Source organism: Stenotrophomonas sp. GD03680, assembly GCF_029844625.1.
Classification (GTDB): domain Bacteria; phylum Pseudomonadota; class Gammaproteobacteria; order Xanthomonadales; family Xanthomonadaceae; genus Stenotrophomonas; species Stenotrophomonas maltophilia_P.
Window position 1 is genome coordinate 344,623 of sequence record NZ_JAOCKC010000004.1, and the last position, 12,586, is coordinate 357,208.

Annotated in this window: 15 protein-coding genes; 7 read left to right on the plus strand and 8 right to left on the minus strand. The window is 69.0% G+C overall.

What is annotated here, in order from left to right; genetic code table 11:
• The first annotated feature begins 134 nt into the window (after nt 1-134).
• The gene (mprF, locus tag N5J29_RS07920) at nt 135-2,699 is read left to right on the plus strand and encodes a bifunctional lysylphosphatidylglycerol flippase/synthetase MprF (protein ID WP_164151994.1); all 2,565 of its coding nucleotides are present in this window, start codon (nt 135-137) and stop codon (nt 2,697-2,699) included.
• 52 nt (nt 2,700-2,751) lie between these two features.
• Here mprF and N5J29_RS07925 read toward each other — a convergent pair whose 3' ends face one another.
• The 4 genes from N5J29_RS07925 to N5J29_RS07940 form a co-directional block, all read right to left on the minus strand.
• Nucleotides 2,752-4,095, minus strand: coding sequence for an AcvB/VirJ family lysyl-phosphatidylglycerol hydrolase (locus N5J29_RS07925; RefSeq protein ID WP_239519786.1), 1,344 nt, complete (start codon nt 4,093-4,095; stop codon nt 2,752-2,754).
• A 93-nt stretch (nt 4,096-4,188) separates the two neighbouring features.
• Entirely contained in the window at nt 4,189-4,806 is a 618-nt protein-coding gene (locus N5J29_RS07930) for a DUF998 domain-containing protein (RefSeq protein WP_164151992.1), read from the minus strand.
• Nucleotides 4,803-4,976 (minus strand): oxidoreductase-like domain-containing protein, encoded by a 174-nt coding sequence (locus N5J29_RS07935; RefSeq protein WP_065174857.1) that lies wholly within the window; start codon nt 4,974-4,976, stop codon nt 4,803-4,805. The genes N5J29_RS07930 and N5J29_RS07935 overlap by 4 nt, the downstream gene beginning before the upstream one ends.
• 50 nt (nt 4,977-5,026) lie before the next feature.
• On the minus strand, nt 5,027-5,629 hold the full coding sequence (locus N5J29_RS07940; protein ID WP_164151990.1) for a hypothetical protein: 603 nt from the start codon (nt 5,627-5,629) through the stop codon (nt 5,027-5,029).
• A 229-nt stretch (nt 5,630-5,858) separates the two neighbouring features.
• On the opposite strand from N5J29_RS07940, the gene N5J29_RS07945 reads away from it, so the two are divergent.
• Nucleotides 5,859-7,007, plus strand: a complete 1,149-nt coding sequence (locus tag N5J29_RS07945) for a transglutaminase domain-containing protein (protein ID WP_164151989.1) — start codon at nt 5,859-5,861, stop codon at nt 7,005-7,007.
• 7 nt (nt 7,008-7,014) lie between these two features.
• Here the strand turns inward: N5J29_RS07945 and N5J29_RS07950 are convergent, their stop codons facing one another.
• The gene (locus tag N5J29_RS07950) at nt 7,015-7,350 is read right to left on the minus strand and encodes a zinc ribbon domain-containing protein YjdM (protein ID WP_053519938.1); all 336 of its coding nucleotides are present in this window, start codon (nt 7,348-7,350) and stop codon (nt 7,015-7,017) included.
• A 167-nt stretch (nt 7,351-7,517) separates the two neighbouring features.
• Here N5J29_RS07950 and N5J29_RS07955 point away from each other — a divergent pair, with 167 nt between their 5' ends.
• From N5J29_RS07955 to N5J29_RS07965, 3 genes are all read left to right on the plus strand, one after another.
• The gene (locus N5J29_RS07955) at nt 7,518-8,879 is read left to right on the plus strand and encodes an Hsp70 family protein (RefSeq protein ID WP_164151987.1); all 1,362 of its coding nucleotides are present in this window, start codon (nt 7,518-7,520) and stop codon (nt 8,877-8,879) included.
• A 229-nt stretch (nt 8,880-9,108) separates the two neighbouring features.
• On the plus strand, nt 9,109-9,402 hold the full coding sequence (locus N5J29_RS07960; protein ID WP_080375345.1) for a YkgJ family cysteine cluster protein: 294 nt from the start codon (nt 9,109-9,111) through the stop codon (nt 9,400-9,402).
• A gap of 11 nt (nt 9,403-9,413) precedes the next feature.
• Nucleotides 9,414-9,596: a hypothetical protein gene (locus N5J29_RS07965; protein ID WP_053519936.1), complete on the plus strand. Its 183-nt coding sequence runs from the start codon at nt 9,414-9,416 to the stop codon at nt 9,594-9,596.
• 48 nt (nt 9,597-9,644) lie between these two features.
• On the opposite strand, the gene N5J29_RS07970 is transcribed toward N5J29_RS07965, so the two are convergent.
• The 3 genes from N5J29_RS07970 to N5J29_RS07980 are packed head-to-tail and all read right to left on the minus strand — an operon-like array spanning nt 9,645 to nt 11,643.
• Nucleotides 9,645-10,526, minus strand: coding sequence for a DUF4097 family beta strand repeat-containing protein (locus N5J29_RS07970; RefSeq protein ID WP_164151985.1), 882 nt, complete (start codon nt 10,524-10,526; stop codon nt 9,645-9,647).
• A gap of 8 nt (nt 10,527-10,534) precedes the next feature.
• Complete coding sequence (locus N5J29_RS07975; protein ID WP_065181819.1) at nt 10,535-11,068, minus strand: hypothetical protein; 534 nt, start codon at nt 11,066-11,068, stop codon at nt 10,535-10,537.
• A complete protein-coding gene (locus N5J29_RS07980; RefSeq protein WP_065174854.1) occupies nt 11,065-11,643 on the minus strand; it encodes an RNA polymerase sigma factor in 579 nt (192 codons plus the stop codon). Before N5J29_RS07980 ends, N5J29_RS07975 begins: the two co-directional genes overlap by 4 nt.
• Nucleotides 11,644-11,767: 124 nt before the next feature.
• Between N5J29_RS07980 and N5J29_RS07985 the strand changes: the two genes are divergently transcribed.
• Both N5J29_RS07985 and N5J29_RS07990 read left to right on the plus strand, forming a co-directional pair.
• Nucleotides 11,768-11,947 (plus strand): hypothetical protein, encoded by a 180-nt coding sequence (locus tag N5J29_RS07985; RefSeq protein ID WP_053519558.1) that lies wholly within the window; start codon nt 11,768-11,770, stop codon nt 11,945-11,947.
• A 35-nt stretch (nt 11,948-11,982) separates the two neighbouring features.
• The gene (locus N5J29_RS07990; RefSeq protein WP_080375333.1) at nt 11,983-12,576 is read left to right on the plus strand and encodes a mechanosensitive ion channel family protein; all 594 of its coding nucleotides are present in this window, start codon (nt 11,983-11,985) and stop codon (nt 12,574-12,576) included.
• Nucleotides 12,577-12,586: the final 10 nt, after the last annotated feature.

Here is a 12,586-nt window from a genome sequence, read left to right on the forward strand (position 1 = left end):
GGCCTGCATTGTCCTCCAAACCGGCGGCGGGTGGGGCTCCTGCACCACCGCTGTTCAAATGCCTTCGAGAGGCGCACGATGCGCCACGCCCGCGTTGACACCGCCCTCGCCCTCCCTGCCGCACCCTTGCGCCGATGACCGTCCCTTCCGATCCCGCAACCGCTCCGTCCATCCCGGTCTGGAAGCGGCTGCTTACCATCTTCGTTCCCCTGCTGATCCTGGCCCTGGCCCTGCATGGCCTGGCCGGCGAGTTCGACGAACATGGCTACCGCGCCATCCGCCAGGCGTTCCATGCACTCAGCGCAACGCAGATCGCACTGACCGTGACACTGGGCCTGGCCAGTTATGCCTGCCTGATCGGCTTCGATGCCATCGGCCTGCGACGCAGCGGCATCCGTGTGCATCCCGCGCGCATCGGCATCACCGCGTTTCTCGCCCACACCCTGGGCCAGACCGTCGGCTTTGCGGCCTTGACCGGCGGCGCGGTGCGCCTGCGGGGCTATCGCGGTGCCGGGCTGGATCTGGCCCAGATCGGCCAGGTCGTGCTGATGAGCACGCTCGGTTTCATGTTCGGTGCATGGCTGTTGATCGGCCTGGCGTTATGCCTGGAACCCTCAGCGGCGGCGCTGGCGCTGCCGTTGGATTCCGGCGCCGTGCGCGCGGTCGGCATTGCCGCCCTGCTCGCCTATCTGGCCACGGTGCTGCTGGTCGGCCGCAGCGGACGCCAGTTCCGTGTGTTCGGCCACGCCCTGTGGCTGCCCGACCGGCTGACCATGCTCGGCGTCACCGCGCTCAGCGTGATCGAACTGGTGCTGGCCAGCGCAGCGTTCTACGTGCTGCTTCCGGACTCCACGCCCACCGGGCTTCCCGGCTTCGTCGGCCTGTACCTGGTGGCGGTGCTGGCAGGCCTGGTCTCGACCGTTCCGGCCGGCCTGGGCGTGTTCGAGTGGAGCCTGCTCAAGCTGCTGCCGCAGGTGGCACCGGCGGCGGTGCTGGCGGCCGCGCTGATCTACCGCGTCACCTACTACGTCCTGCCGCTGCTGCTGGCCACCGTGCTCGCGCTTGCGCCTGCACTGCGGCGACCGCTGCGGGCCAGCGCCGGCGCCACCCGCGCCGGCTGGAACGCGCTGCGCCCCTGGCTGCCGCAGATCATCGCGCTGGCGGCTTTCAGCATCGGCGCCGCCCTGGTCATCGATGGCACCTTGCCGACCCCGCGTCGCCATCTGCTCAATGCATCGCTGCCGATCCTGGAAACATCGCACCTGATCGGCAGTCTTGGCGGTGTCGCCCTGCTGCTGATCGGCCAGGGCCTGGCCCGGCGCAGCCACGCCGCGTGGATGCTGGCGATGGCGGTCTGCGTGATCACGCCGCTGCCGCTGTGGCTGCGCGGCGGTCAACCGTTGATCGCGGTATCGGCCGTACTGGTCGCGATGGCACTGTGGGCCGCACGCCGTGAGTTCTACCGCCAGGGTGCGCTGCTGGATGAGGCGTGGTCGTGGCCATGGTTGCGCAACCTGGGGCTGGTCCTGGTCGCGGTCACCTGGCTGCTGTTCTTCACGTACAGCCATGTCGAGTACCAGAACGAACTCTGGTGGCAGTTCGCACTGTCCGGCAACGCACCGCGTGCGCTGCGTGCGCTGCTGGTGGTAGCCATCGCCCTGGTGATGTTCGGCCTCGCCCGCCTGCTGCACAGCACGCGCAGCCCGCTGCCGGCCGCTGACGAAGCCACGCTGCAGGCGTTGGCACCGGTGCTGGCCAGCGCCACCGACACCCAGGCCTGCCTGGTGCTGACCGCCGACAAAGCAGTGCTGCGCGACGATGCCCGGCAGGGCTTCGTGATGATGCAGCGCTACGGCGGCTCGTTGATCGCGATGGGTGATCCGGTCGGCCCGCCGGAGGTCGCACGTGCGTTGATCTGGCGTTTCCGTGAGGAAGCCGACCGCCTCGGCCTGCGCCCGGTGTTCTACCAGGTGGGCGAAGCCTACTGGCAAACCTATCTGGATCTCGGCCTGGGCCTGGTCAAGCTGGGCGAGGAAGCGATCGTGCCGCTGCACGACTTCGGTCTGGAAGGCCGCGAACGCGCCGACCTGCGCCAGGCATGGAACCGCGGCAAGCGCAGTGGCCTGTCGTTCCGGGTGGCGCCGGTGGAAGAGGTCCCCAGCCTGCTGCCACGCCTGCATGCGATCTCCAATGCCTGGCTGGAAGACAAGTCCGGTGACGAAAAAGGATTCTCGCTGGGCAGCTTCGATCCCGATTACCTGGTGCGTTTCCCGGTCGCGCTGGTCGAGGCCGAAGGTCGGATCGTCGCCTTCGCCAACCTGTGGCAGGCGCCAGCCGGTGCCGAGCTGTCGGTGGACCTGATGCGGCACGTCAACGACGCGCCGAAAGGCACGATGGATTTCCTGTTCATCGAACTGTTCCTGTGGGGCCGGGCGCAGGGCCATGCGCGTTTCTCGCTGGGCATGGCGCCGCTGTCTGGGCTGGCCCAGCATCGCCTGGCGGGCCGCTGGAATCGTCTTGCCGGCCTGCTGGCACGGCATGGTGAGCGCTTCTATGGCTTCAGTGGCCTGCGCCGCTTCAAGTCGAAGTTCGATCCGCAGTGGCGCCCGCGCTACCTGGCGGCGCCCGGTGGCATGCACCTGCCGGCAGCCCTGCTGGACGCCACCCGCCTGATTTCGCTGGATCCACGCCGCGGCTGAGCCACCCGACCGCCGGGCATGGCCCGGCGCTGCTCCTGCAGGCGTGTGCTGATTACGTGCCGCCCTTGAGGATGACCTCGGCCAGACGATCGTAGTCGCCACCGAAATGGTGGTCGCCAGGCAACCGGATCCTGCGCACGCCCTCGTTCGCAGGCAGGTCCGGACACAGCGCGTCCTCATCCTTGTCGCCATAGACGCACAGGGTCTTGGCCGCCGGCAGCCTGGCCACTTCCGGCGCGATCGGCAGGCCATCGCCGCCACCGCCCAGCCAGTTGCTGACATGGAACTCGAAATCGGCCTTCCGCCCCACGGAGAGCAGCACGATGCGCTCGAGTGCTTCGCGGCTGCCGGCATCGAGCTGGTTGATGGTGGCCGGCAGCACGTCGGCGCCCTGCGAGAAGCCGATCAGCATCACCTTGTCGCGCCGCCATTGCTGGCGGTAGTGGTCGATGATCTTCTGCAGGTCAGCGGCAAACCCCTCCGGCGTGCGTTCGCTCCAGAAATAACGCAGCGAATCGATGCCCACCACGGCCACGCCGTGTTCGGCCAGCGACGAGGCCACGTCCTTGTCCAGTCCCGCCCAGCCGCCATCACCGGAAACGAAGATCGCCAGCGTATCGCCGTCACCGTGCGCGGGGACTTCCACCACGGGCAGGCCCTTCAACGCCGCCGGCGGCGGTGCCAGGCTGATGCCGGCCTGCGCACCGATCACCCGCGCGGCAGCCACCAGTCCCGGCGTGGCATCGCCGCGGGCGCTGCGCTTGAATCCGCGCGCCATCGCGACCTGCTGCACGAACGGACCCGCGCCCTGGCCCCTGCAGCCCATATCGCCGATGGCATTCAACCAGGGAAAGTTCAGTTCGGCCGGTTGCAGCCGCCCCTGCTTGACGCCGTCTCCGCAGACCATGCGTTCGTGGGCATGGTCGGGACAGAAGCCGGAGGTCAGCAGGCCGGCGAACACCTGGGTGTCGGCCTGTGCGGCCAGGCTGTAGGCCAGCTCGGCACCCTCACCATCGCCGCCGACCAGCGGCAGGTGATAACCCGGCAGGTGCAGGAACGCCTGCACCCAGCGCGAGAAATTCTCGACGTCGCCAGCACCGAACGAACAGGTGCTGTCGCCTTCGCGTTCAAGCACGCCCCGCAGGTGCGCCACATCCACCGCCGCCACCAGCGCACCGTCGGCACGCAGTGCTTCGATCGGCGCCAGGCTGGCAGCGCCATAGGGACCTTCGTGGAACCAGATCACCACCCGCTGCGGCACTCCCACCGGCAGATGCACGGGCACCTGCTCGAATCGGCCATGGCTGACCTGCTGCACGGATGCCGCGGCCACCGCCGGCAACGCCGCCAGTGCCATCACCAGTCCCATCGCCCTGCCCAACCCTGCACGCGTCATGTCGCAACCCCAGTGGAATGCGCACACGATACGCCGCCACCGCGTGCACGACACGTACCGGTCACGGCCGTTCGCCGGGCCCGCGGCCAGGGTTCAGGCGCGCGTGCGCGCCAGACCGCGCCGGTACAGGGTGACGGCCAGCCAGAGCAGCCAGCCGACGATCACGGCGATCACCAGCTTCTGCCCCAGCCCGCGCGGCGGCCCGTCACGCCAGAGCACATGCAGCCACAGCAACGCGAAGGCCAGCCAGGCCCAGCCCCACAGCAGGGCAGCACTGCGCTGCCAGCCCGGCTCGCGACGCAGGTACCACGCCTGCAGCAGCATGCCGACGCTGGCACACAGGAAGGCCGTGTTGGCAGCCACGCCATGCACCAGCGGCGCCAGCAGCGGCGTCGCCTGCGGCAGCCAGCTGTCGCCGATGGCGACCGTCGCCAGGCCCACGGCGGACACGGTGAACAGCAGCGGCGCGGCCGCGCTGCGGCGGGGCCCCACGCTGTGACGATAGAGCGCGATGCCGAGCGCGGCGATCGCCACCGCCAGCAGGCAGTAGGCGGCGCGCAGCGCCAGACCCCAGGGACCGTGCAGGTACAGGCTCAGGGTCGCGCGCATCCAATCCAGATCAGCGCGCGCGAACTGCGTCCACAGGGCCGTCGCCACGAACAACAGGAGCGCCACCAGGGCCAGCAGCGCAGCCGGACGCGCTCCGGTCATGGCGTGGCCTCCGGGTGGCGCGCCTTCCATTCGGCCAACGCCTTGCGGTAACGCTGCAGCTCTTCGGCATACAGATCGAGTACGCACAGCGGGCAGCCGCTGCCGCAGCACTCGTTGGGACCAGGTTCTTCCGGTGCGGTCGGCCGGGGATCAGGATCGGGAACGGACACGGTGGGCGGCGCTACCTTGCAGATGCAGGCCGCCAGTGTAACTGCCCCGCTCAGGTGTCCAGCCGGCGGCGCAGGTTCGCGCGTGCCGCGGCATCCAGGCGCTGGTGGAAGAAGTCGCTGAGGAAGATCCGCGGTGCGCGCAGCAGCCCCTGCAGGAAGCGGCGGCGGCCGGCGCGGTACAGGAAACCCGGGACCACCCGCTGGTACTCCTCGGCCACGCCACGATCGTAGGCATCGAACACCGGTGCAGGCGCGCCCAGGATCGCCATGTCGCAATCCAGGAACAGCGCCGCTTCGGCGTCGACATCCGCAGGACCGAGTTCGCCATGACGGGCAGTCAGCAGGATCAGCTGCTCGACGCGGGCGGCGTCGATGCCCGCCAGCGCAGGCTCCTGCGCGATGGCCTGCACGGCCAGTGCCGCCGAGCGTGCCTCGTTGTCCTTGCGTCCCGCCTCGTAGACCGCATCGTGGTAAAGCGCGGCCAGAAAGACCTCGGCGGGCTGCCGCCAACCCGGTCCATCGGCGACGTCCTGGCAGTGCTGCAGCACCGCGCGCACGTGGCCGAAGTGATGGTACGCGCGTGGCGGCGTGGCATATCGGTCCTGCAACGCCTGCCACTGCGCCGGATCGAGCGGGATCGGGGCGAAGTCCATGCCGGCATGATCCCGCCAGACGCCCCGGCCAGCAAGCTGGACAATAATTCACCACGCACTCACAGCCGCCGTCCGGCAAGGGCGGAGCACAGTTGTCCACAGCTTTGCCGAGCGCTGGTCCACATCGCCTGTGGATGACCGCGCCGCCGACCGGCGGTCGATGCACGGGCGCACGGGCAGGACTACACTCGGCGGCAGGCGGATGCGCCCGCCGCTGCCGGGAATTGCCATGCAACGTCCTGCCACCCGATTCCTGCTGCTCGCCCTGCTCGCGCTGGCGGCGCCGGCCGCCGTTGCCCTGGACGGTCCTGCCGCCGCACCGGCCGCTCAGTACCGCCCCGCCCCAGCGAGCGTGCCGACCGCAGACGAAGTGCTGGCGATTCCGCCGGCGCTGCGCGCGATGCTGACCCGACAGGTGATCGCGCGCAGCCACTCGCGCGACCAGCGCCTGCAGGCCCTGGTGGAGATGATCTTTGATCGGCAGGGACTGGATCTGCAGTACGACGCCGACGCGACCTATACCGTCGGCGAAGTCTGGCAGTACCGCCGCGCCAACTGCCTGGCATTCACGCTGCTGTTCGTGTCGCTGGCACGCGAGGCCGGCATCCAGGCCCGGGTGCAGGAAGTCGGCAGCGTGGTGTCCTGGTATCAGGAGCAGGACCAGGGCGTGGTCTACAGCGTCGGCCACGTCAATGCCGGGGTCGACGTCGGCGGCCGCTTCGGCACGGTCGATCTGGACCGCAACGTGCTGTACGACCGCCACGGCCCGCAGCCGATCGACCGTGCCCGTGCGTTGGCGCACTTCTACAACAATCGTGGCGCCGAACGCATGGCCAGCGACGATCTGGATGGTGCCCGGGTGTTCTTCGATGCAGCGGTCGCGCAGGACGCGCGATTCGCACCGGCCTGGAACAACCTGGGCGTGCTGGACAACCGGAAGGGAGACACCGCCGGCGCACGTCGTGCGCTGGAAATGGCATTGCGCCTGGACGGCCGTCAGGATGCGGCACTGAACAACGCCAGTGCGCTTTACCGGCGGTTGGGCCTGGTGGCAGCAGCGCAGCAGCTGGAGCGCCGCCTGCGCGCCGTACAGCGCGAGGATCCGTTTACCCAGTACATGCTCGGGGCCCGCGCCGAACGCGCGGGCGACCTGGCGGAGGCCATCCGCTGCTACCGCCGGGCCGTGCGCCTGTACGATGCCGCACACCAGTTCCATTTCGGCCTGGCGAGGGTGTACTTCCTCGCCGGCCAGCTGGCCCGCGCCGACAAGGAACTGACACGGGCCCAGGAACTCGGCGGGGCGCCGCAGCGGGCCCGCTACCAGGCCAAGCTGGACAGCCTGGCCCGCTGGCGGGCGCAGCAGCAGGCCAGGCGCTGAGGGCCCGTCAGGCCTTCTTGAGGAAGCAGGTTTTCAGCACCAGCCCCTTGATCTTGTCCGAGTTGCCTTCGATGTGCTCCGCATCGTCCTCGACCAGCCGGATGTTGCGGATCACCGTGCCCTGCTTGAGCGGAATCGAGGAGCCCTTGACCTTCAGGTCCTTGATCACGGTCACGGTGTCGCCGGCCTGCAGGGTGTTGCCGTTGCTGTCACGCACGACCAGCGCCTGCCCCGCGCCCTCCTCGGCGGTCCATTCGAAGCCGCAATCGGCGCAGATCCACAGCGCGCCATCGGCATAGGTGTTTTCCAGGGTGCACTGCGGACAAGCGGGAACGGACGACATTGCAAGTACCTCAAAATGAATCAACGGCCGCCATTGTAACCGCCCGCTCTTTTCACCCGTTTTCCCGCGGCCGCTCCCCCTGCCCGCCCGAGATGGCCGGCAGGCGCTTGCAGCGGACCGCAAACTGCAGCAGAGTGCGCGGCCCTTGTCCGTCCCTGGAATTCCGCATGCGCCTCGGCATCGACTTCGGTACCAGCAATTCTGCCGCCGCCATCGTGCACGAGGGCCGCCTGTTGCCGATCCGCTTCGGCGATGCCGAACAGTTCCGCACCAGCGTCTATTTCCCAGGCGTGGTACCCGATCCGGACGACTTCCAGCCCGATGCCAGCCAACAGCATGCGCTGGAGCAGATGATCGACAGCGCGGCGCGTGCCGCCCGCGCTGCCGGCCAGGAGCGCCCGCCGCAGGCACTGCGCCGCGAAGCACTGCGCGCACTGCGCCGCGAATGGATGGAAGCCCGTGCCCGCGAAGCGCGCAGCGCCAGCGACCTGCTGCAGAACGCGATCTACGGCGATGACGCGCTGGAAGCCTATTTCGAGGAGCATGAAGGCAACCTCGTGCAGAGCCCCAAGTCGATGCTCGGCTACAACCTGCACCCGCGCGCGAAGCAGACCATCACCGGCATTGCCGCGCATATCCTTGAGCACATCCGCCTGACCGCCAGCGCGCAGCTCGGCCAGCCGCTGCGCACCGCCCTGCTCGGCCGCCCCGTGCAGTTCCGCAGCTCGATCGGCGAGGCCGGCAACGCGCAGGCGCTGGACATCCTGCGCGAGGCGGCGGCGCAGGCCGGCTTCGACCGCATCGATTTCCTGGAAGAACCTGCCGCAGCGGCGATGCACTATCACGCCGGAAGCGCGACACGGCACCAGGCCGTGATCGTCGACATCGGCGGTGGCACGACCGACATCGCCCATGCCGAAGTGGGGGGACCAGTACCCCCGCATATCCACCGTGCCTGGGGCATCGCCCGTGGCGGCACCGACATCGACCTGGCCCTGAGCCTGTCCAGCTACATGCCGCTGTTCGGTCGTGGCATCACCCGCGTGCCCGCCCACCACTACGTGGAAGCCGCCACCGTGCAGGACATGACCCGCCAGCGCGACTTCCGCCAGCACAACTACGATGCGGTCGACGCACCCTGGGGCCCGCGCCTGCAGGCACTGCAGGACACCGGCAACACCGCGCGCCTGTACCGTGATGTCGAGCGCGCCAAGATCGCCCTGAGCAGTTCTGCCACGCACCGCAGCACGCTGGACTACATCGGCCGCGACCTGCACGCCGACAGCAGTGCCGAGGGCTTGGCCAGTGCGGCCAATGGCTACCTGGAACAGATCCGCACGCTGCTCGCCCAGGTGCGCAGCGACATCGGCGGCGACCCGGACGCGGTGTTCCTGACCGGTGGCATGTCCCGTGCGGGCTACCTGCGCCAGGCCGTGGCGGAGGCGTTTCCGGGTGCCCGGATGGTCTACGGGGAGCCTTCACTCGGGGTGGTACAAGGCCTGGCGCTGGCCGCAGCCAGCCGGGATTAACAAAACGTTACGCAGGGTTTGCTACCCTCGGTAGGCTTGATCCACAGCTGTACCTTCCATCGGCCCTGCCGGTGTGTGTTCCGGGTGCAGCGCGGCCCGCCACGCGGGTCTTGCGGCCGTGCCTTCCTGGCTCGTTCATGGCCGCGCATCACCCGAGCCGCCATCGAGACCCGCTTTGGGCACCCGCCAGGCCCCTGTGGCCTTACAACCTGACGCCGCACCTGCACCCATCGACTGCCGCCGTTGTGACGCGGTCTGTTGCCGGCTGCCGGTACTGCTGCAGCCCGGCGACCACGTGCCCGGCCAGTTCCTCGCGCGCGACGCCCACGGCCGGGCCGTGATGGCGCGCAACGAGGAAGGCTGGTGCGCGGCGATCGATCCCTATCACCTGCGCTGCACGATCTATTCGCAGCGCCCGGCGATCTGCCGCCAGTTTTCGATGGGCGGCGATGACTGCCGCCGCGAGCGGCAGGATTACCTGCGCCAGGCCGATGCCTGTGCGCTTTCCTCCCCTTCCACCTGACAGGAGCAACCATGCCCCGCAAGGCAAAGACCCCCGCGAAGGCTAACAACAGCATCCGTAGCGAACGCAAGGGTGCAGCCGCCAGTACTGTGGTCAGCAGCGACTCGATCGCGTCTGACCTGGCCGCGTTCCGCAAGGCCGGTGGCAAGATCGAAGTGCTGGGTACGACCTGGGCGCTGAAGAAAGCCAGCTGACCCTCCCTGACCGCGGCGGCGCTGCCGCCGCGGCCTGCCGGTCGATGCTCAGCGGTCCAGTCGGACCCGCACGCTGCCCGAATGCGACTGGATGCGGATATCGCCGTCACCGCCCCCCAGCCGCGTGTCGAGATTGCTGCCCGGCCCATAACGCGGCCGCTCCACCGTGCCGGCATCACTGTTGATCGAGCCGCTGAAGCTGTTCACCGACAGCTGCGCCGATACGGTCCGCGGCAACCGCAGATTGACCGATGCGCTCACCGATTCGACGTTGATGCGCCCCCCCGGCGCCAGACCGGCAGCGGCCAGTTCGATGCTGCCTGACACCGTCTCCACCGCCAGGCGCTGGATGCGCCCCGCATCGACATCCACGCGTCCGGACACGGTCTGCGCACCGATGTCGCCGGACACGCCTCCCCCCGCGTCAATGCGGCCGCTGACGGTGTTCACGTCCAGCCGCGGCGTCTGCAGGCGGGCAGTGACGCTGCCGCTGACCGTGTTGAGCTTGGTGTCGCCGCTGCGGCCTGCCGCGGACAGGCTGCCGCTGACCGTATCGGCCTGCAGCCGACGCACATCGATGCCACTGATGTCCTGGCTCGCACTGACGGTGCTGAGCAGCAGTTCCGCCGAGCGTGGCACGTTCAGCACCAGGGTGGCCCCGCCATTGTTGCTGCGGCGTGGATATTCCACCTCCCACCGCACGCGGTTGGCACTCTTCTCCTGACGCAGCTGCAGGCCGTCGCTGAGGCTGCCGGTGAGCTGGACCTCGTTGCGGTCCCAGCCGCGCACGGTGACCTTGCCGGCCACGTTGCTCAGTTCAATCCGGCCACCGGTGGCGAGTGCATGGCGTTCGTCGACGCGCGTGTTGGCCAGTGCCACAGCCGGTACCAGCAGCAGCGCGGCGCAGCAGAAAAGAAGGGGTCGCATCATGGGTCTCCTCAGGTTGTCAGTCCGGCGGCGGCCTGCGCCGCCTGCCGGGTCAGTTCCAGCCGCAGCGCATAGGTGCGCTTGAGCTGTCCAAGCAGGTGCGGCGCACGTGGATCCTGCGCCATCGCCGCGCGGATCTGCTCCGCGCTGCGGTCGAGTTCGTGCAGGGCCGGTTGCCACTCCGCTGCCCCACCCTGCGGCAGGGAGGCCACCGCCTGCTGGTACTGCTCGGTCATCGCTGCGGCCTGCAGCTGCAGCCCGGAAGGCGCCGGCGTGGCCTGCGGCGGCTGCCACCACGGTGCCACCGCGTAGACCGCCAGGCTGGCGGCCAGCGCCGCGCCCACCGGCAGCCACCAGCGCCGTCGCGGACGCGGCGTCATCGCCACCACCGTGCCTGCTGCCGGGAGCGGTCCGGGGGCGGACCCGCGCGGTGGCAGGCTGGCCGACAGCCGCGCCCAGCCGTCCTCCGGAACGCTGCGCTCGCGGGGCAAGGCGCGCAGGCGCGCGAGCAGGTCGTGGTCGTAGTCGGGGTCGTTCATCGTCATGTCATGTCTCCCAGCCGTGCACGCAGCAAGCCACGCGCACGATGCAACTGTGCCTTGGAACTGCCGACAGCCATCTGCAGCTGCTCGGCGATTTCCTGGTGTTTCCAGCCTTCGATGTCGTGCAGCACCAGCACCGCCCGCGCCCGCGGGGGCAGCGTCGCCAGCGCACGTTCCAGGTCGCGCTCCGTGCCGGCGCAGCGGTCATGCACGGCCAGCTCCGGTACACCACCGTCCACGTCATCCAGGCTGTCGTGATCGTGTCCTCCCGCCCGGCCGCGCAGTTCCATCAGCGCGGCATTGACCCCGAGACGATGCAGCCAGGTCGACAGGCTGCTTTCGAAACGGAACCCGGGCAGTGCCTTCCACGCCTGCAGGAACGCTTCCTGCAGCGCATCCTCCGCACGTGCCTGCTGGCCGCCACACAGCCTCCACAGCACGGCGAACACCCGTGGCGCATGGCGTCGATACAGCAGTTCGTAGGCCGCTGTATCGCCACCGGCTGCCGCCCGTACCAGGGCAGGTTCGTCGACGGCGTCGGAGGCAGCAGGCGGTGCGGGCATGGTGGTGTCGAGCATAGTCCTTGGATGCGCCAGTCCCGCAGAAGGTTTAGATCCGATTCCTGCCAGGCACGATGCAACCTTTTCGGCGGCCGCTGCATCCATGGAGGGTCCTTCGTGAAATACCGTCCGGGAGCCCGCCATGTCCAGCCCATCGTGTGCCGCCCTGCTGGCCGTCGCTGCCTGCGTCGCGCTGCAGGTGCTTGGCCTGTCGCTGCAGCTCCACCCCGAGCGCGGCCGGGCCTGCCTGCAGCAGCAGCGCCAGGAGCTGGTGTGCCTGGCGTGGAGGCCGATGGTCGAATCGCCGGCACGTGCCGGGTAACATCGGCGACCACCACCGCTACCTGCTGTCGCCCCATGATGTTGTCGCTGAAGGATCACCTGCCGGCCTGGACCCATCCCTGGCTGCACAACATGGGCATCGCCCTGCAGATCGCGCTCGTCCTGCTGGCCGCCTGGCTGCTGCGGCTGCTGGCGCGCCGCCTGATCCGCCGCTTCGCCGACCACTACACCCTGCCGCCGGAAATGGTGATGGGCGCGCGCCGCATCACCAGTTTCGTGGTCTATTTCAGTGCACTGCTGTACATCCTGAGCCTGCTGGGGGCCTCACCGGCAGTGCTGTGGACGGCATTCACGGGCTTTGCAGCCGTCGGTGCGGTGGCCTTCTTCGCGGCCTGGAGCGTGCTCTCCAACATCTTCTGCACGCTGCTGATCTTCACTACCCGCCCGTTCCGCCTGCATGACTACATCGAGGTGCTGGAGAACGGCGAGAAGCCCGGACTGAAGGGCCGGGTGATCGATGTGAACCTGATCTACACCACGTTGCAGGAGACCGGCGAAGGCCACGAAGGCACGGTGCTGCAGCTGCCGAACAACCTGTTCTTCCAGCGCACCGTACGCCGCTGGCGCGATCCGGCACAGGCGCCGGGCGGCATCCAGGGCGACGGCTGAGCCGCCCACA

Coding starts and splice junctions, on each gene's coding strand:
- N5J29_RS07990 (WP_080375333.1), top strand. CDS start 11,983: ATGATGTTGTCGCTGAAGGATCACCTGCCGGCCTGGACCCATCCCTGG.
- N5J29_RS07985 (WP_053519558.1), top strand. CDS start 11,768: ATGTCCAGCCCATCGTGTGCCGCCCTGCTGGCCGTCGCTGCCTGCGTC.
- N5J29_RS07925 (WP_239519786.1), bottom strand. CDS start 4,095: ATGACGCGTGCAGGGTTGGGCAGGGCGATGGGACTGGTGATGGCACTG.
- N5J29_RS07950 (WP_053519938.1), bottom strand. CDS start 7,350: ATGTCGTCCGTTCCCGCTTGTCCGCAGTGCACCCTGGAAAACACCTAT.
- N5J29_RS07970 (WP_164151985.1), bottom strand. CDS start 10,526: ATGATGCGACCCCTTCTTTTCTGCTGCGCCGCGCTGCTGCTGGTACCG.
- N5J29_RS07945 (WP_164151989.1), top strand. CDS start 5,859: ATGCAACGTCCTGCCACCCGATTCCTGCTGCTCGCCCTGCTCGCGCTG.
- N5J29_RS07940 (WP_164151990.1), bottom strand. CDS start 5,629: ATGGACTTCGCCCCGATCCCGCTCGATCCGGCGCAGTGGCAGGCGTTG.
- N5J29_RS07975 (WP_065181819.1), bottom strand. CDS start 11,068: ATGACGATGAACGACCCCGACTACGACCACGACCTGCTCGCGCGCCTG.
- mprF (WP_164151994.1), top strand. CDS start 135: ATGACCGTCCCTTCCGATCCCGCAACCGCTCCGTCCATCCCGGTCTGG.
- N5J29_RS07980 (WP_065174854.1), bottom strand. CDS start 11,643: ATGCTCGACACCACCATGCCCGCACCGCCTGCTGCCTCCGACGCCGTC.
- N5J29_RS07955 (WP_164151987.1), top strand. CDS start 7,518: ATGCGCCTCGGCATCGACTTCGGTACCAGCAATTCTGCCGCCGCCATC.
- N5J29_RS07930 (WP_164151992.1), bottom strand. CDS start 4,806: ATGACCGGAGCGCGTCCGGCTGCGCTGCTGGCCCTGGTGGCGCTCCTG.
- N5J29_RS07965 (WP_053519936.1), top strand. CDS start 9,414: ATGCCCCGCAAGGCAAAGACCCCCGCGAAGGCTAACAACAGCATCCGT.